Below are 17578 nucleotides of genomic sequence, written 5' to 3' on the forward strand. Positions count from 1 at the left end.
AGTGGCGTTGGCGATGGTCGTTTTGGCGGCGTTGCTTGGCTGGCTGTCGTTGCTGAATCGGCCCCCTGACACGCAACCACCGCAAACGGCGCGCGTCGAGCGCGGGGACATCGAAAAAAGCGTGTTGGCGACCGGGATTCTGAAACCGCTTCGGCAGGTGAACGTGGGCGCGCAGGTCAACGGGCAGTTGAAAAAACTGTATGTCAAACAGGGTGACAGAGTGATCCAGGGGCAGCTGTTGGCCGAGATCGATCCGACGCTGCAGCTTAACGAGCTGCGCAAGTCACAGGCTGAATTACGCAGCGCGCAGGCGCAGAAACTGGCGAGCCAGGCACAGCTGAAGCAGTATCAGCTGGAGCTGAAGCGGCAAAGAGCGCTGGCGCGAGACCGCGCCGGCGTGGCCAGCGATTTGGAAAAAGCGCAGGCGCAGCACGACGCGCAACTGGCGCAGTTGAAAGTGAACGAGTCGCAGATCGTCCAGGCCGAAGTGGCGCAGGAAACCGCCAGGGCCAATCTGGCTTTTACCCGTATTACCGCCCCTATCGACGGCGAGGTGCTGGGCATCGTTACCCAGGAAGGGCAAACCATCGTCTCGTCGCAAAGCGCGCCGACCATTTTGGTGATGGCAGACGTGGATACCATGATGGTGCATACCCGCATATCGGAAAATGACATCTTGCAGGTGAAGACGGGGCAGCCGCTGTGGTTTTACGTCGCCGCCGATCCCAGCCGCCGATATGAGGGGGCCATGGGGGCGATACAGCAGGCGCCGGCGGAGGCGCTGGAAACCGACCCGCTGGGCAGGAACTCAAGCCAGCAAACGGCGGCGGTGTATTACAACGGCGTGTTTGCCGTCGCCAACGGCGAGCGTCGATTGCGCACCTCGATGACGGCGCAGGTATTCATCATGACCGAACGCGCACAGGGGGTGGTGCGGGTACCGATGGCTGCGCTGGGCGCGGCATTGGATGAAGGAAGCTATCAGGTCAAGGTGCTGGAAGGCGGGCAAACGGTGGTGCGCCGCGTGCGTATCGGTACCCGCGATCGCCGCTATGCCGAAGTGTTGGAAGGGCTGAACGCAGGAGAGCAGGTGCTGCTGGAGCAACAGCCTGATGTGGAGGAGGGCGCTGATGTCAGTTAACACCGCTCCCATCATTGCGTTGGATAACGTCTCGCGCGAGTTTCAGGCGGGGGAGCAGAAAATTGCGGTCCTCAAGCGCATTTCCCTGAGCATTCAACGGGGGGAAATGGTCGCTATCGTCGGCGCCTCCGGTTCCGGGAAATCGACGTTGATGAACATCATCGGCTGTCTGGACAAACCTTCTCAGGGCGACGTGCACATCAACGGGGTGGCTATTGGGCAAGCCGACGCCGATCGCCTGGCGCAGCTTCGCAGTCGGCATATCGGCTTTATCTTCCAGCGCTATCACCTGATGCCCTATCTGACCGCCGGTGAGAATGTGGCGATCCCGGCGTTGTATACCGCCATGCCGGCCGCCGAACGCCGCCTGCGGGCAGCGCATTTGCTGGCCCGGCTCGGGTTGGCGCAGCGCGGCGGTCATCGTCCGGCGCAGCTTTCCGGTGGGCAACAGCAGCGGGTCAGTATTGCTCGCGCCCTGATGAACGGCGCGGAAATTATTTTGGCCGACGAACCGACAGGTGCGCTGGATAGCGCCAGCGGTCAGGCGTTAATGACCATTTTGCACGAGCTGAACGCTATCGGGCATACCGTCGTCATCGTGACACACGATCGGCGGATCGCCGAACAGGCGCGGCGGATCATTGAGATCGGCGACGGCGAGATCGTGGCGGATCGTCGCCATGAAGCCTCCCGACATCTTTCTACGTTCGAGCGACCGCTGGCGGCGCCGCTGAAACGCATGGCGCCGGGCGCGGCGTTGAAAGAGGCCGTCGGCATGGCCTGGCGGGCATTGCTGGGGCACCGGGTCCGGGCATTGCTATCGATGCTCGGCATCATTATCGGCATTGCGGCGGTGGTCTCCGCCATCGCCATCGGAGAAGGCACGCGGCGTAATATTCTCAAGGAAATCAGCCAGCTTGGCACCAGCACGCTGGAGATTCGCCCAGGCCTCGGGTGGGAGAAACCGCGGCCCGACCTTGCGCGCTCGCTGAGCGAGTGGGATGCCGCATTATTGGCGGCGCTGCCTTACGTCGACAGCGTTTCGCCGGTGATCGGCACCCAACTGCTGGCCGTTCGCGAAGGCAAACAGGTGCCGCTTGCCGTGATGGGCGTCGGCGAAGGGTATTTCCGCACGCAGGGCATTCGCCTGCTTTCCGGCGGCCTGTTTACCGCGCAGGATCTGAGTGAGCGCGCACCGGTAGCGGTGATTGATCCCTTGCTGAAACAGGCGCTGTTTGCTTCCCGGCAAGACCCTATAGGCGCGGTAGTGCTGATCGCGGGCGTGCCTTATCGGGTGATCGGCGTCGCGCAGCGCCGCGGCGCTCAATACGCCGGCTCTCAACCGCTTGCCTGGCTGCCCTATACCTCCCTGACCGGCCGCATCGCCGGCGATATGCCGCTGGAATCCATTGTGATGCGAGTGAATGAAAAACTGACGCTGGAAGAGGCAGGACGGGATGCGACCCGGCGTTTGATCGTAGAACACGGGCGGCGTGATTTCTTCACGTTGACCGACGATCAGCTGACGCAATCCATTCAGCGCGCCTCAGGCTCCATGCAACTGTTGATTACCGCGATTGCCGCCATCTCGCTGCTGGTGGGCGGTGTGGGGGTGATGAACATCATGCTGGTCTCGGTGACGGAACGGACCCATGAGATCGGTATTCGAATGGCGGTGGGCGCCGCCGAGAAGGACATTATGCGGCAGTTTTTGATTGAGGCGGTGGTGATCTGCAGCCTGGGAGGCATGTTGGGGATCGCCTGCGCCGCGCTGGTCAAAGGGGTTCTGAGCGGATTGGCGCCGCAGGTGACGATGATCTTTACCTGGCCGCCGTTGCTCCTGGCCTGCGGATTTTCGGCGTTGATCGGTGTCGGGTTCGGGTTCTTACCGGCTCGCACCGCCGCGCGCCTGCAGCCGGTGGAGGCGCTGGCGCGAGAATGAGCCGACTTTGGGTTTACGGGCTGGTGATGCTGTCGCTGAGCGCCTGCGGAGGGCGGCCGATCGACGCCACGGCGCCACCGTCGTTGCCGCCGCAGTGGCGCGTGGTCGATGAGCGTTCCGGTTCGCTGCGGGCGGGCGTCGCCTGGTGGGAAAACTTCAATGATCCGCAACTCTCCTCGCTGATCGATGGCGTGCTGATCGCGAATCAGGATTTGGCGCTGGCCGGATTGCAGTGGCGCGAGGCCATGTTGGAGGCCGGATTAACGGAGGGCAACTTGACGCCGGATTTCACCGCCAGCCTGAGCGGCCGCAATACCCGAGCGTTGCGGGGCGCGTCTACGCCGCAGGAAAGCTACCGTGCAGGGCTTTCTCTGAGCTATGAACTGGATTTATGGGGCAAGCTGGCGCGCATTCGCGAACAGGCCGAATGGCTGGCCGTCGCCTCGGAGTTGGATCGGCGCAATACCGCGTTGACCTTGATCGGTGCTACCGCGCGCGGGTACTGGCAGATTGCCGACTTGAATCAGCAAGTCCTCCATCAGCAACAGGCGCTGGCGATCGCGCGTGAAACTTTGCGGCTGGTGGCGGCACGTCACACCGCCGGCGACGTTGGCCGATTCGAGCTGTTGCAGGCGGAGCAAAGCTTGTTGGCGCGAGAGAATCAGCTGCATGAGCTGGAGCGGCAGCGGGAAGATGCGCGTAACTCGTTGGCACTGTTGTTCGGGCGATCGCCGCTGCTGCGCTATAGCGAACGGCGTTCGTTGCCGCTTGACGAGGTAGCTGTCGCGCAGCGTCAGCCGGCGTGGGTGATTGCGCGCCGGCCGGATGTTCAGGCGGCAGAACGCCGTCTGAGAGCGGCGCTGGCCGGTGCCGAGGCGGCAAGATTGAGTTTTTATCCGGCGCTGAGCCTGGTGGCCGGGTTGGATGCCGGCAGCGGACTTTTCCGCCAGTGGTTCAGTGAACCTTCTCGCTCGCTGGGCGCCACGTTGACGCTGCCGTTTATCGAATGGCGCAAGATGCGCTTGTCCAGCGACAAAGCGGCGTTGCAGGCGCAGCGGGCGGAGATTCAATTTCGCGATGCGGTCTACCGTGCGCTGGCCGATGTGGACAACGCCATGCGACAACGCCTGGAAGCACAGCGGCAAATCGGCAATCAGCGGTGGCATCTGGCGATGAGCCGACAAGCCGTGGCGTTGGCGCGACATCAATACCAGGCTGGTTCCGTTGCGCTGCAAACGCTGCTGGATGCGCAAGAGGCGGTGTTGGCCAGCGAGAATTCGCTGTCGGCACTGCAATTCCGCTATCTGAACGCCACGATGCAACTCTGGCTGGCGCTGGGCGGCAACGAGGCTTTCGCATCCGGGCAAGGAGAATAAGCATGGAGAAAACAAGACGCGTAGTGGTTACCGGTTACGGTGCCGTCACCGCGCTGGGGGGCAATGCGCAGCAAAGCTGGCAGGCTATCATGGCCAGCCGTCTGGCCTATCGTTATCACGATAAATCGGCGGCGGGGATCCACGCGCGCTTTTTTGCTTTGCTGGAGGCCGAACCGCCGCTGGAGGGCGTTGCCGCGCGGGTAAGCCGCCGCTTGCCCAGATTCGCCAGACTGGCGCTTGCCGCCGCCGCGGAGGCGATCGAAATGGCGTTTTCATCCAGTTTTGTGGGGCCCGCGCACTTTTATTCGTCGTTGGAGTGCGGAGCGATTATCGGCAGCGGCTGGGGCGGCCAGGATGAGATCATGCAAAACAATGCGGACTATCTGCAATCCGGGCTGGGGCAGCTGTTTGGCTGTTTTCACGCGATGCCGAATATCGCGACCGCCATATGCGGCCAGCATTGGTTGCTACGGGGCTATCAAGGCTCGCCGGCGGCGGCCTGCGCGACCGGCGGCATCGCGATTGGCGATGCGTTTGAGGTGATACGCTGCGGCCGCGCTTCAATGATGCTGGCCGGTGCCTCGGAGTCGCTGCGCGGCAACGGCGCGATCTGGAATATGGATGCGTTGCGTTTGTTGAGCCGGGAGCAAAAGGATATCACCAAAGCCAGTTGCCCGTTTAGCCGGGAACGCAACGGTTTCGTCCTGGCGGAAGGGGCCGCCGTATTATGCCTTGAGGAACGGGAAGCGGCTTTAGCGCGCGGTGCGACGATTTTGGGCGAAATCAAAGGATACGGCAACTTTTCAGACGCTTTTGATCTTACCGCGCCGTCGAAGGATCCTCAGGCCAAGGTGAAAACCCTACGACGGGCTTTGGAGCAGGCGGGGCTCGGCAGCCATGAAATCGACTATATCAATGCGCATGGCACGTCTACGTTGCAAAACGACGTGAACGAAACCGAGGCGATCAAGGCGGCGCTGGGGCGCGATGCCTATCGCACACCGATTTCCAGCACGAAATCTTATACCGGGCACCTGCTTGGCGCATCCGGCAGCTTTGAGGCGATCGTCTGCCTGCAAGCGTTACAGCAGCAAATGATGCCGGCAACCTGCCATTTGCACGAAACCGATCCCGCATGCGATCTCGATTATATTCGCGAAGGACATCGGCATGGTCGTCTGCGTAATGTCATGAGCCTCAGTTTCGGTTTCGGCGGCGCCAATGCGGCGCTGGTATTTGGCAATCACTATGAATAACGGTAGAACGTATGGAAAAATATCATCGGTTATATGAGACGATTTGCGGCATGTTGCATGAAGCCCGAGGGCTGGAGAGAACGTTGCTGTCGGCAGACATGCCGCTACAGCAGCTTGGGCTGGACAGCCTGGATTATATGGAGCTGATGTTGTTGGTTCGGCGAGAATTCGGCATTACGCTCACTGCGGAAATGCTTATCGAGCATCCTGAATTGACCCTCGGCGAATTGTGCCACCTGATAACCCGTCAATAATTTCATCCCCCCAGGCGATCGCTTGCTAGGGTCTGGCCTGGGTTTTTCGTCTGTCGTAACGTCCATTTCATTCTTTTCGCATCCTGCTTCACTCAGTTATCGATATCCATAAATATTAATGCTTATCCGTCAGGTTAATATGGCCAGAGATGGCGTTTTTTTATTCAATCTTTGGCGGTGTTATGAATGATGAGTGTTAATTATGTGGCGATGTTTTTTAGGAATATTCTTTGTTTTGCCGGTTAATTTATCAATCTCACTCTACATCGCGCTTGTAAGTGATAATGCAAGCTAAAGAAAATAGGGGCAGTGCGGCCTCATTATTTATGATACGGCCGGAATGCTGCGCAGATTATTCACGATAGCGATTCTTAGGGGCGATTGATGGCCGCGAGAATAACGGTTGTCGCGCTGTTCGCATTCGGCAAATCCGCTATACTCCGCGCTGGATGCAGGAACCTATCCATATGTCAGGGGCTGCCCTGAGTGTCCATTGTGGTGATGTAAAAGGAAAATGACAGCCACATTTTTCCTATCAAAGTAATGAGGTTGTATGTCTAATCGTAAACATCTGACGCCTTCTGAAGTGGAGAGACTGCTTGAGGTCACGCTGCATGGAAAGAATCCAGAACGCGATTATTGTTTGATTTATATGTGTTTTATTCATGGGTGCCGCGCCAGTGAAATAGGGGGATGGCGTTTGTCGGATATCGATCTGGAAGGCGGTAATATCTATGTGCATCGGTTGAAAAATGGTTTTTCCACCGTGCATCCGCTTTATCTGCGCGAAAGACAATGTTTGCGGCGCTGGTTGGATAAACGTCAGCGGCACCGCTGGGCCGATCAGGAGTGGCTGTTTCTTTCCAATCGCGGCGGCCGCCTGTCGCGTCAACGTATTTACGGGTTGATTCGCCATTACAGCAAGGTGGCTAAATTGGAGGTCAATGCGCACCCGCACATGCTGCGGCATGGCTGCGGATTTGCATTGGCGGATCGCGGTGTCGACACCCGTTTAATTCAGGATTACCTCGGGCACCGAAATATCCAGAATACGGTGATTTATACCGCCAGCAATGCGCAGCGCTTCAAGGAAATTTGGTAAGTGTGATTTAAGTTAATAACGTTAAGGAGTCACTTTGAACTAAACTGAAACATACTGTAAGGACGCGTAAAAACAATGTCAATATTCCCATGCCTTCTTTCCAGGATAAAGATAAATATCATTTAAAAACAATGTGTTGTGTTTTTTTTGCATGCTGTGTCATCCCTGAAAATCTAAGTAAAATCCTACTCAAAACCCCACGAGTTTAAATCACTGCGTTATCACCTCGGTTTTTTAGTCTGATTTATCAGTTATTCATCAATTGGTTGGTTTTAAATTCCAACAAATGTCTGTTTATTGGTTTAAAAATCCAAAGGAGTCACTTTAGTTCAAAATGAATCGTTTGGGTGAATAAGCCAGAATCCATCAATCAACTTGGCTTAAGACGTTTCCCATTCATGGAACTAAATAAAAGGAATGACATTAAGGATATGTCGGAAATAAACCCATGCACATTTTGCATAATTTTAAGGAAAGTAGGATGAAAAAGAATCTGTTGGCTGTAGCTATATTGACCGCGTCCGCATTTACCACTTCTGCATTTGCCGCCGACGGCGCGCTGAATATTACTGGCACCATCACCGATCAGTCTTGCACCGTCGATGCGGATTCCAAAAACAAGCAGGTCGCTCTGGGCAAGATCGCCAAAGAAGCGTTCACCCTGTCTAAAACTGCCGGCGCCAAGGCGTTCAATCTGGTGCTGAAAAATTGCCCGGCCACCGTCACCGGCGCCACCGTGCGTTTTGACGGCACTCAGGTGCAGGGGCAGTCCGGGCTGCTGCAACTGACCGGCGCCGGCACCGCCGGGGTCGCGGGCGGCATTGGCGTGCAACTGCTGGACGACGGCAGCAACGTGTTAAATATCGGCAACGATTCCCGCGTCTATACCCTGGCAGAGAACAAAGACAACGTTCTGGGCTTTGTTGCGCGCTATTTCGCTTATGACAACGTTTCCGTCGGTAGCGCCAACGCTACGGCCAACTTCACCATCGTTTATCAGTAAGGCCATGCCGTTACGGCGGCGGAACAGTTAGAAAAATGAGCCAGAGAGCGTGTTCTCTGGCTCTTATTCATCGGTGATGGAAACGGGAAGAAAGAGAATGAAAGCGGGATACTTTGTGCTGACGGCGGCGTTGCTGATGACGCTTTGGACTCCGGTACGGGCCGGTGTAGTAGTGGGGGGAACGCGCCTGATCTACGACGGCGGCAAAAAAGAGTCTGCTCTGAATATCAGTAATCCGGATGCGATGCCTTATCTGATCCAATCCTGGGTCGATGCGCAAGAAGGCGATAGCGCGAAAGCGCCTTTTATCATTACACCGCCGCTATTTCGTTTGGATGGCGGCCAAAATAACCTGCTGCGCGTGGTACGTGCGGGCGGCAATTTACCGACGGACAGAGAGTCGCTGTATTGGCTGAATGTGAAGGCGATCCCCTCGGTGGAAAAGAAAGAAAATACCCTGCAAATCGCCATCAAGACCCGTATCAAGTTGATTTACCGCCCGCAGGGGCTCACCGGCAATCTGGAGGAGGCGGCCGGTAAAGTGACGTGGCGGCGCAGTGGCGATCGTCTGCAGGTGACCAACCCTTCACCCTACTATCTCACCTTTTTCAATTTGAAGCTGAATGGCCGCGCCATTACCGGCAACACCATGGTAGCACCGCAGGCAAGCGCCAGTTTCCCGTTGCCGACGGCGAATGGCGCAGGAGGCGGTCTGAGCTGGCAAATCATCAATGACTATGGCGGCACCGGCCAGACCTTCACCAGCACATTATAACCGGGCTGCGGTACGTGTTTTTTGCTCCGGAATAACGCTGGAGCAGGTGTTCGGCTTACCTGGCTTTTCGTCGGGCCGAGCCAATCGGGACAGGGAGTTAAAAGGATGAATAACCCGAATTGCATTGGTTTACCAGGGGCGCGATCGGTTCTTGCCGGCCTGATATCTTGCCAGGTGGCGCTGCTGAGCCCGATCGGCACGGCTTATGCGCGCGATTATTTCAACCCGGCGTTGCTGGAAATCGATAATCCGGCGCTGCGCGGCGCCGATCTCTCCGTATTTGAGGAGAACAGCAGCCAGGCGCCCGGGAACTATCGGGTCGATCTTTACCTGAACGGCGAACAGATAGACAGCCTCGACGTCGAGTTCCGGCTTATGCCAGGGGCCGGCGGTAAACAAACGCTGCAACCTTGTTTCAGTACTGAGAAATTGGCTGAATTGGGCGTGAGGGTTGCCATGTTTCCGGCGATGGTGCCTGGGGAGAGTTGCGTCAATTTGGCGCTGGCCATTCCACAAGCCTCTTCGACATTCCTGTTCAATCAGTTGAGGCTGAATTTGAGCATCCCGCAGGCGGCGCTGCGCTTGAATGCGCGCGACTACGTTTCCCCGGATAAATGGGATTCCGGCATACCGGCGCTGTTGGTCAATTACAATTTCAGCGGCGCCAATAGCCAGATGCGCGCCAGCGAACGGCAAAACAACAATAACTATTACCTCAATCTGCGCTCGGGCATCAACTGGGGCGCCTGGCGCCTGCGTAACTATTCGATCTGGAATCATTACTCCGGTGGTTCTTCTTCCTGGCGCTCAATCAATACCTACCTGCAGCGCGATATCGTTGCGTTGCAAAGCCGCCTGACCCTGGGTGACAGCACAACATCCAGCGATGTGTTCGATAGCGTGCAGTTCCGCGGCGGGCAGTTGGCCTCTGAGGACGATATCCTGCCGGACAGCATGAAAGGGTACTCGCCGGTAGTGCGCGGGATCGCACGCACGAATGCGCAAATCATAATCCGGCAAAACGGCTACGTGATTTATCAAAGCTATGTGCCGCCGGGGGCGTTTGAAATTTCCGATCTGTATCCCACGGGTGGCAGCGGCGACCTGAATGTAAACGTGCGTGAGGCAGACGGCCAGGAGCAGCATTTTGTGGTGCCGTACGCCGTGGTGCCGGTATTGCAGCGCGAAGGGCGGTTTAAATACAGCCTGACCAGCGGGAAATACCGGTCATACAGCGGCGGCGTTGATGAACGCCCGTTCAGCCAGGCAACCGGGATCTACGGTTTGCCTTGGGGGGCCACGTTGTATGGCGGCGTGCAGGCGGCCAGTAAATATCAGTCTTTGGCGCTGGGATGGGGGCAGAACATGGGGGCGGTAGGCGCGCTGTCTGCCGATGTCACCCAAGCCTGGACCAAGCAGGAAACCCGGCCGAAGGAACAGGGGCAATCATGGCGTCTGCGTTACGGTAAAAACTTCATTGAAACCGGCACCAACTTTAGTTTGGCCAGTTACCGCTACTCCACGCGCGGCTTTTATAGCCTGCAGGAGGCGCTGGAGAGCTATGGCGGCAACAGCGCCGTCTATAGCGATCACAAGAAGAGCCGCGCCGAGCTGACGATGAGCCAAAGCCTGTGGGAGCGGGGAGGAACGCTGTCGCTCAGCCTGTTTAACGAAGACTACTGGGATAACAATCGCCGTTCGCAGTCTGTCAGCCTCAGCTACAACAACAGCTGGGAAGCGGTCAGTTACGGGCTGAATTACACGTTCAACCAGAACGGTTACGACAGTAACGGCAATCGCAGCAGTATTCGTGACCATATCGTGGCTTTCAACGTCAGCGTACCGCTCAGCAAATGGCTGCCGGGCAGCTACGCCACCTACAGTATGAACGCCAGTCGCAATGGTGCCACCAGCAACAACCTTGGGTTGAGCGGTACGGCGTTGCCGGGAAACAACCTGAACTACAGCATCAGCCAGGGCTATACCGGCAGGGATGTGGGGGCGAACGGCAATATTCAGGCGGATTATAAAGGCTCTCTCGCCGAGTTGAACCTGGGGTACGGCTACGATCGCCATCGCCGGCAGGTGAACTACGGCGTGCAGGGCGGCGTTCTGGTGCACCAAAACGGCATCACGCTTTCCCAACCGCTGGGCGATACGGTGGCGTTGGTGCAGGCGCCTGGTGCTTCAGGGGTGAATGTCCTGAACCAGACCGGAGTCAGCACCGACTGGCGCGGCTATGCGGTTGTGCCTTACCTGACGCCTTACCGGCGCAATATCGTCGGATTGGACGGTGAATCTTTCGCAGAGGACGTCGACATGACGCTGAGTAGCCAAACGGTGATCCCAACTCGCGGCGCCGTGGTGCGCGCCCGCTTTAATCCGGACGTCGGTGCCCGCGTGTTGCTGACCTTGCTGACGCGCAGCGGCGCTCCGGTGCCGTTCGGCGCCACCGTCAGCACTCTCAACAGCCCCTCTGACAATGCAGCCATCGTCGGTGATGGCGGCCAGGTTTATCTGGCTGGCCTGCCGGATAGCGGGCGGTTGCGGGTTAAGTGGGGCAATGACGCGGCTCAGCAATGTCAGGCCAACTATCAATTGGCTAATCAGCCCGAGAGCGGTGGGATTCGCCTCGTTAACGGGCAGTGTTTATAAGGTGCATATGATGGCGACAGGAATATCGATTCAACGAGGGATCATCGTCGGTGGGCTATTGGCGTGCGCAACGTTGGGCGCACCACAGGTGCAGGCGGCTTTCGGGCAGTGTGTTCCTATTTCGGGGACCCATGGGTTTTCATTCCTTTTTTCCCCGGTTTTAACCGACCCGTCGCAAAACGTGGTGGGGCGGATTATTAAGAATGCTGACGGCGGCAACTGGAATTTGCCCGGTTCTTATCGGGTGAAGTGCGAATGTCAGACGCGTACGGCGTCTTATGTCACCGCCAAAATGCTGCTGAGCGAGCCGGTATTCAGCAGCGGGGGGTTAACGTATTACGCGTTGAATGAATACCTGGGCGTGGCCAGCGAAGTTTTCGTTGCGGGGTATCGCAACGCGTTTATTGCCGCACCGTTCACCAATGAGTCTAACTTTAAGACCGATATGGATGGTGATGACGAATCCTGTGCCAGCACGCCCTACAACAGCGGTGCTCGCGGGCGAATTCATCTGTATTTCCGCCGCCCTTTCGTTGGCGTGACCACAATCCCCAGCACCCGCCTGGTAGACACCTACGTCTCCGTGGTGAGCGGGGTGAAAAGCGATGTGCCGGTCTCCACTATCTCCATGAGCGGCACCGTCACCGTGCCGCAGAGCTGTGAAATCAGTCCGCAAACGGTCACGATCGATTTTGGCGATATCTTGACGTCGAATATTCAAACCAAGGGGGCGATGGCGTCCGGCGTCACGCCAGAAGAGAGAACGTTGACGCTGGCTTGCCGCAATATTTCCGCCGGCGTCAAGGTCAGCCTGTCATTTCGCGGTGAGGCGGACGGCAGCATGCCCGAGGCTCTGAAGACCAGCAATCGCGACATTGGCGTGATGATTAAGGATATGCAGGGCAATGTTATTCGGCCTCAGAGCGGGCGCTTGCCGATCGATAACTTCCAATATCCCAACCAGAGTGGCAGCTCACGGATCAGCGTATATCCGATCAACACCACCGGCCGACCTCCTGCCGTGGGGCAGTTCAATGCAACGGCGACCATTCAGGCAGAAATTCAATAACGGATTTTTCAACGGTAGCACGCCGGGGGCCCGGCGTTAAACGAGAAGGAGCAGATTATGGGGAAGGTTTTTAGCGGTATTGGCTGTAAATTGGCGCTGGCGGGCCTGTTTCTCCTGGCGATGCCGTCGGCGCATGCCGTATCAAAAATAGTGATTACCGGCAACATCAAAGCGGCACCCTGTGAAATCGACGGCGCGAACGGCACGGTTTCGGTCAATCTGGGGGACGATATTTCTGCCGCCGTACTGGCGACCTCCGGTGCCTTTAGCCCGTGGGTGGAGTTCCCTTTGACGCTAAAAAACTGCCCAAGCACCACCACGTCGGTCGTCGCAACCTTCAGCGGAACGGCTGCGGATGAAGGTGCCAGCTTGTACAAAAGCACCGGCAGTTCTCGCCGAGTGCAAATTGAATTGCAAAATAGCCAGGGGGCAAACCTGGGCAATGGCAAGAGTATGGCCCAGTTAGTTAATCGGGCGACGAATGAAGCCAAATTCAATTTGCGGGCGCGGGCATTCAGCGTCAATGGCGGTTCAACGCCCGGTTCGATAGAAGGGGCTCTGCAGGTCACTTTCGTCTATCAGTAGACAAAGGGCTGTCCTAGATGGAAGGTTAACGACAGATTTAAGGTGATGATATGAATATTAATTATCCCTATGGAACAACCTTGGCGGCCGGCAATGCGGCGACGGGGGCCGTGGCTATCATGGAGCCTTGCCCCCTCACGGCGTTGGGGATGAGAAACCGATTGATTGAGTCCTGCGGTCTACAGCCCGACAACGTTCGACAGGTGACGAACCTGGTGGCGCTGAGAGCCTTATTCACTCAGCACACGCATCGTTTACTGGTGATGGATTTGTGCGGCAAATCAGAATTGGTATTGGACGGCTTCAGGCTGATTGCCGATGTGCGTGAAAGCTCGCCGGACACCGCGATAATTATTTGTACGGCATTGGATGAGCCCAGGCTGCTGCGGCAACTGATCGCATCCGGCATCCGCGGCCTGATGTTGAAGCAAGAGCCGGCCATTGCGTTGACTCATTGCGTCCAACAGGTCTTGGCGGGCTGCAGCAGTTTCAGCCATCGGGTGCGTCAGCGTCAATTGCATGAGGCGACAGCCGACAAGCCTCTGACGGCGAAGGAACTGGATGTGCTGACCCAGTTGTTTTCCGGCAAAAGCGTGACCAGCGTGGCGTTAACGATGTGCCGTGATATTCGCACCGTCAGCACGCATAAACGCAATGCGATGTTGAAGTTGGGATTTCACAGCGATGGGGAATTGTATCTTCAGGGGAAATGGATGGCTGCGCAAGGTTCGTCTTTTGTTCGCTAGGCAAGCGTGCGATGCCTCTGGGGTAAGCAAGCATAGGAGCAGATTATGCATTCATGGCGTCAGCAGCCGCTGAACATAGCATTAATGGACAGATGCCCATTAACGCTGGAGGGGTTGGCGAGTTTTTTAAAAACGCTGCCAACCCAGGCAAAAGTCGTCGTAAAGGAAACCAGCGTCCGCGCGGTGGCGGATAGCGTGGTCTATCAGCAGGCTGACGTGCTGATTAGCGAGATGGATGGTGAAGATGAAACGGTCGCTCAGGGCAGGGAAACGTTGCTTGCCTTGTGCACGCAGTTGCCCGAATTGCGGGTGATCGTCTATACCCGTTGCCAGAATGCAGAAGAGGTGGGGCGTCTGTTGAACCAGCCCAATATCAGCATCGTAGCCAGAGATGACGCTTTGCCGCTGGTGGCGGAGTTTTTTAATCGCGTGCTGCTTGGGGAACGCGTGTTGAGCCCGCAGATAGGCGCTTTTCTGGCGCCCTCCGTTAGCGGAGAGGAGGCGGCAACGCGAAAGTTGACCCGCTGTGAGAGCGACGTCTTGGCCTTTTTGTTCAACGGAATGAGCCTGCGGCAAATCGCCGAGTTGCAACGGCGCAGCATCAAGACGATCAGCGCACATAAATGCAGCGCCATGCGTAAACTGCAGGTGAAGAATGACAGCGAACTGTTTTCTCTGCACGGCAATATTGCGCGGCAATTGGGGGGGAAATGGTCAAAAGGCACCTAACCTTTAATGAAACGGTATGGGCTATGATTTATCGGCAGGCTTGCCGTTAAAAGCTTACCCAGCGTGGCCTATCCCTGGCGCTGATGCATGAAAAGCAGCTCGGCGTTAAAATATTGCTGAGTAAGCCGTTGATGACGTGCCGGGCTGCCTCTCCCATCTGAATATTGCATTGCACTCGATGTGTTGTTTAACGGAGGACGGGGCTGCGTAATTATTTTCGTCGTGAGGTTAAATGTTGATCGTGCGGAATCGCTCAACGTTGGTCGCGGTGTAAATCACCGTATTCTGGATATTTTTGTGCCCTAAATAATCCTGAATCAAACGCGTATCGATCCCTTTATCCGCAAGGGCGTAACCGCAGGAATGTCGCAACATGTGAGGATGGACCTGAACGCTAATGCCGGCCATCTCGCCATACATTCTCATCAACCGATAGAGCTGCTGACGTGATATCTGCCCGCCGTGGCGCGACAGGAATAGCCATGGCGCTTCAGCGTCAGGATAGTTCGTCCGTTGGGCCAGCCAGTTTAACAGCGCTTGCCGTTCTCGCGGTTGAATGGGGTGCTGAACGGAAAACCCGTTTTTCAACCGGGATATATGGATCCTATTGGAGGTAAGGTCAATATCCTGAAGGCGCAATGCACGCAGTTCGCTAACCCGCAAGCCGTGAATAAAGCACATTAATAGTAAACAACGATCTCGAATGCTATTTTTTCCTTCATGCACAGCGGCTATCAGTTGCTCAATTTCAACCTGACTAAGAAACTTCCTTTTTTTCATTTTCCTTTCCTGCGTCTTAGATGTTGGCGATTTCTATTATGACGCTTTATTAAAGCATTGGAACATAATAGGCGGCAAAGAAAATAAATAATTTCATTTGTGAATGCATGGGTTTTTATTGTTTTATTTTTTAAGTGAATGGCTTTTTGATTAATATATGTTTATTTAATTTATTTCGGGAAGCTATTTAATCAGCGAATATTGAGCGTCCTGTAAGAGCCGTATGGAAATTTTGCCACCGTCAGATGGCCACGGGGATACCGCCTCTCTCAGAACGGTGCTTGATAAACTGTGTTGAGAATTCGTCTTGATCTCATTCTCACGCCGCTTACAATGCCTGCCAGATCGCGACTTCAGAGGTTTTTTCATGGAACTGCTACGGGTGGTTTATCACCAGTATCGTTGGCCATTTCTGGCTGTCATGGCGTTGACCATGGCCAGCGCCGGCTTAGGTATCGGTATCATTGCTTTTATCAATCAATACCTGATGGATGCCGACGGCGATGCCTTGGCCGTGCTGCCGGTGTTTCTCGCCCTGTTGGCATTGTTGATAGCGGTCACCTTGGGTTCGCAATTGGCGCTGACGACATTGGGCCATTACTTCGTCTATCGCCTGCGTGGGCAGTTAGTGAAGCGCATTTTGGATACCGATATTGAACGCCTCGAACAATTGGGCAGCGCCTCATTGTTGGCCAGCCTGTCCAGCGATATCCGCAATATCACCGTCGCCTTCGTGCGCCTGCCTGAACTGGTACAAGGGGTGATTTTAACCCTGGGGGCAGCGGCCTATCTGGGGTGGCTATCGCCGAAAATGCTGGCGGTCACGGCAGTCTGGGTGGCGGTGACCGTCGTGGGCAGCGGCTGCCTGGTATCACGGGTTTATCGTCATATGGCTAGTTTGCGTGAGTCGGAAGAACGTCTCTATCATCGTTATGAGTCGGTGATTGACGGCCACAAGGAACTGACGTTGAACCGCAAGCGGGCGCAGGCGCTGTACGAACAGGCCTATCAGCCCGATGCGCAAGCTTATCGCCACCACATCATTCGCGCCGATACCTTCCATTTGAGCGCGCTCAACTGGTCAAACATCATGATGTTGGGCGCGATTGGGCTGGTGTTCTTTATGGCCAACAGTCTGGGATGGGCGGACTCGGCGGTGGCCGCCACCTATTCACTGACGCTGCTGTTTTTGCGCACGCCATTACTGCAAGCGGTCGGAGCGTTTCCGACGCTGGTCAGCGCCGAAGTGGCCTTTAACAAGCTGAAGACGCTGCGCCTGGCCGAGTATCAACCGGCGTTTCCTGCCGCCGTTGGTCGCCCCTGGCAGACGCTGGAGCTGCGCGACGTGGTTTTTCACTATGCAGATACCGAACAGCAGCCCGGTTTTGCCGTCGGGCCGCTCAATCTGACGCTGCGGCGTGGTGAGCTGGTCTTTCTGATCGGCGGCAACGGCAGCGGCAAGTCAACGCTGGCGATGTTGTTGACCGGGTTGTACCGGCCGGTGAGCGGCCATATCGTTCTGGATGGCGTCGCACAGAGCGCAGCGGATATGCCGGACTACCGGCGGCTGTTTTCGGCGATTTTCACCGATTTTCATCAGTTCGATCGCTTGCAAGGGCCGGAAGGCGGCGAACCGGATGCGGATCTGGTCGCCATCTGGCTCGAGCGGTTGAATATGAAAAGCAAACTGCAGTTTGACGGCACCAGGGTGACCAATCCGCAACTGTCGCAGGGGCAACGCAAACGTCTGGCTTTGCTGCTGGCGGTGGCGGAACAGCGCGATATCTTGCTGTTGGATGAATGGGCCGCGGATCAGGATCCGCAATTTCGGCGCACTTTCTATCGTGAACTATTGCCGGAGCTGCGCGCGATGGGCAAAACGGTGTTTGCCATCAGCCATGACGATCACTATTTCGAACACGCCGATCGGTTGCTTGAGATGCGCTCAGGCCATTTACGTGAGCTGACCGGCAGCGAACGTGAACACGCCAGCCGGGATTCCGTCAGCAGAATCGGTTAACTCACGCCGGCCCGAGCGAGACCAAAACGGGCCGGTGCTTCTCTCCGCATGATCCCAGTACATCGCTTCATTTTCTCCCCCGTCTCCAGCGCTGCCTGTTGCCGATTTGGCTTACGGCCAGTCAAATAATTGATAGTTGAATTAT

15 protein-coding genes are annotated in these 17578 nt (G+C 56.4%); 14 read left to right on the plus strand and 1 reads right to left on the minus strand.

Annotated features, from left to right (window positions below):
• Nucleotides 1–13: 13 nt before the first annotated feature.
• From ACJ8IN_RS05035 to ACJ8IN_RS05095, 13 genes are all read left to right on the plus strand, one after another.
• Nucleotides 14–1141, plus strand: a complete 1128-nt coding sequence (locus ACJ8IN_RS05035) for an efflux RND transporter periplasmic adaptor subunit (protein ID WP_060424020.1) — start codon at nt 14–16, stop codon at nt 1139–1141.
• Nucleotides 1131–3083 (plus strand): ABC transporter permease, encoded by a 1953-nt coding sequence (locus tag ACJ8IN_RS05040; protein WP_060424018.1) that lies wholly within the window; start codon nt 1131–1133, stop codon nt 3081–3083. Before ACJ8IN_RS05035 ends, ACJ8IN_RS05040 begins: the two co-directional genes overlap by 11 nt.
• Complete coding sequence (locus ACJ8IN_RS05045; RefSeq protein WP_060424017.1) at nt 3080–4459, plus strand: efflux transporter outer membrane subunit; 1380 nt, start codon at nt 3080–3082, stop codon at nt 4457–4459. The genes ACJ8IN_RS05040 and ACJ8IN_RS05045 overlap by 4 nt, the downstream gene beginning before the upstream one ends.
• Before the next feature lie 2 nt (nt 4460–4461).
• Nucleotides 4462–5715: a beta-ketoacyl-[acyl-carrier-protein] synthase family protein gene (locus ACJ8IN_RS05050; RefSeq protein WP_033649479.1), complete on the plus strand. Its 1254-nt coding sequence runs from the start codon at nt 4462–4464 to the stop codon at nt 5713–5715.
• Nucleotides 5716–5726: 11 nt separating this feature from the next.
• Entirely contained in the window at nt 5727–5969 is a 243-nt protein-coding gene (locus ACJ8IN_RS05055) for an acyl carrier protein (RefSeq protein ID WP_033649480.1), read from the plus strand.
• 553 nt (nt 5970–6522) lie between these two features.
• The gene (locus ACJ8IN_RS05060; RefSeq protein ID WP_033635795.1) at nt 6523–7071 is read left to right on the plus strand and encodes a tyrosine-type DNA invertase; all 549 of its coding nucleotides are present in this window, start codon (nt 6523–6525) and stop codon (nt 7069–7071) included.
• 481 nt (nt 7072–7552) lie between these two features.
• Complete coding sequence (locus ACJ8IN_RS05065) at nt 7553–8074, plus strand: fimbrial protein (RefSeq protein ID WP_047570688.1); 522 nt, start codon at nt 7553–7555, stop codon at nt 8072–8074.
• A gap of 97 nt (nt 8075–8171) precedes the next feature.
• Nucleotides 8172–8849, plus strand: a complete 678-nt coding sequence (locus ACJ8IN_RS05070) for a fimbrial biogenesis chaperone (protein ID WP_033635793.1) — start codon at nt 8172–8174, stop codon at nt 8847–8849.
• Between the two features lie 105 nt (nt 8850–8954).
• Entirely contained in the window at nt 8955–11504 is a 2550-nt protein-coding gene (locus tag ACJ8IN_RS05075; RefSeq protein WP_101427305.1) for a fimbria/pilus outer membrane usher protein, read from the plus strand.
• Nucleotides 11505–11514: 10 nt separating this feature from the next.
• Nucleotides 11515–12573 (plus strand): fimbrial protein, encoded by a 1059-nt coding sequence (locus ACJ8IN_RS05080; protein WP_223479863.1) that lies wholly within the window; start codon nt 11515–11517, stop codon nt 12571–12573.
• Between the two features lie 57 nt (nt 12574–12630).
• Nucleotides 12631–13158: a fimbrial protein gene (locus ACJ8IN_RS05085; RefSeq protein WP_033649482.1), complete on the plus strand. Its 528-nt coding sequence runs from the start codon at nt 12631–12633 to the stop codon at nt 13156–13158.
• Between the two features lie 50 nt (nt 13159–13208).
• Nucleotides 13209–13904, plus strand: coding sequence for a response regulator transcription factor (locus tag ACJ8IN_RS05090; protein ID WP_033649483.1), 696 nt, complete (start codon nt 13209–13211; stop codon nt 13902–13904).
• Nucleotides 13905–13949: 45 nt separating this feature from the next.
• Nucleotides 13950–14633, plus strand: coding sequence for a response regulator transcription factor (locus ACJ8IN_RS05095; protein ID WP_049232261.1), 684 nt, complete (start codon nt 13950–13952; stop codon nt 14631–14633).
• A gap of 228 nt (nt 14634–14861) precedes the next feature.
• Here the strand turns inward: ACJ8IN_RS05095 and ACJ8IN_RS05100 are convergent, their stop codons facing one another.
• Nucleotides 14862–15413 (minus strand): tyrosine-type DNA invertase, encoded by a 552-nt coding sequence (locus ACJ8IN_RS05100; RefSeq protein ID WP_161764798.1) that lies wholly within the window; start codon nt 15411–15413, stop codon nt 14862–14864.
• Nucleotides 15414–15780: 367 nt separating this feature from the next.
• Here ACJ8IN_RS05100 and ACJ8IN_RS05105 point away from each other — a divergent pair, with 367 nt between their 5' ends.
• The gene (locus ACJ8IN_RS05105; RefSeq protein ID WP_308326006.1) at nt 15781–17433 is read left to right on the plus strand and encodes a multidrug ABC transporter permease/ATP-binding protein; all 1653 of its coding nucleotides are present in this window, start codon (nt 15781–15783) and stop codon (nt 17431–17433) included.
• Nucleotides 17434–17578: the final 145 nt, after the last annotated feature.

It is taken from the genome of Serratia sp. CY31944 (genome assembly GCF_052169175.1).
GTDB classification, from domain to species: domain Bacteria; phylum Pseudomonadota; class Gammaproteobacteria; order Enterobacterales; family Enterobacteriaceae; genus Serratia; species Serratia sarumanii.

Excerpts from the sequence above, each read along its gene's own strand:
- ACJ8IN_RS05035 (WP_060424020.1), top strand. The coding sequence starts at position 14 with ATGGTCGTTTTGGCGGCGTTGCTTGGCTGGCTGTCGTTGCTGAATCGG.
- ACJ8IN_RS05040 (WP_060424018.1), top strand. The coding sequence starts at position 1,131 with ATGTCAGTTAACACCGCTCCCATCATTGCGTTGGATAACGTCTCGCGC.
- ACJ8IN_RS05045 (WP_060424017.1), top strand. The coding sequence starts at position 3,080 with ATGAGCCGACTTTGGGTTTACGGGCTGGTGATGCTGTCGCTGAGCGCC.
- ACJ8IN_RS05050 (WP_033649479.1), top strand. The coding sequence starts at position 4,462 with ATGGAGAAAACAAGACGCGTAGTGGTTACCGGTTACGGTGCCGTCACC.
- ACJ8IN_RS05055 (WP_033649480.1), top strand. The coding sequence starts at position 5,727 with ATGGAAAAATATCATCGGTTATATGAGACGATTTGCGGCATGTTGCAT.
- ACJ8IN_RS05060 (WP_033635795.1), top strand. The coding sequence starts at position 6,523 with ATGTCTAATCGTAAACATCTGACGCCTTCTGAAGTGGAGAGACTGCTT.
- ACJ8IN_RS05065 (WP_047570688.1), top strand. The coding sequence starts at position 7,553 with ATGAAAAAGAATCTGTTGGCTGTAGCTATATTGACCGCGTCCGCATTT.
- ACJ8IN_RS05070 (WP_033635793.1), top strand. The coding sequence starts at position 8,172 with ATGAAAGCGGGATACTTTGTGCTGACGGCGGCGTTGCTGATGACGCTT.
- ACJ8IN_RS05075 (WP_101427305.1), top strand. The coding sequence starts at position 8,955 with ATGAATAACCCGAATTGCATTGGTTTACCAGGGGCGCGATCGGTTCTT.
- ACJ8IN_RS05080 (WP_223479863.1), top strand. The coding sequence starts at position 11,515 with ATGGCGACAGGAATATCGATTCAACGAGGGATCATCGTCGGTGGGCTA.
- ACJ8IN_RS05085 (WP_033649482.1), top strand. The coding sequence starts at position 12,631 with ATGGGGAAGGTTTTTAGCGGTATTGGCTGTAAATTGGCGCTGGCGGGC.
- ACJ8IN_RS05090 (WP_033649483.1), top strand. The coding sequence starts at position 13,209 with ATGAATATTAATTATCCCTATGGAACAACCTTGGCGGCCGGCAATGCG.
- ACJ8IN_RS05095 (WP_049232261.1), top strand. The coding sequence starts at position 13,950 with ATGCATTCATGGCGTCAGCAGCCGCTGAACATAGCATTAATGGACAGA.
- ACJ8IN_RS05100 (WP_161764798.1), bottom strand. The coding sequence starts at position 15,413 with ATGAAAAAAAGGAAGTTTCTTAGTCAGGTTGAAATTGAGCAACTGATA.
- ACJ8IN_RS05105 (WP_308326006.1), top strand. The coding sequence starts at position 15,781 with ATGGAACTGCTACGGGTGGTTTATCACCAGTATCGTTGGCCATTTCTG.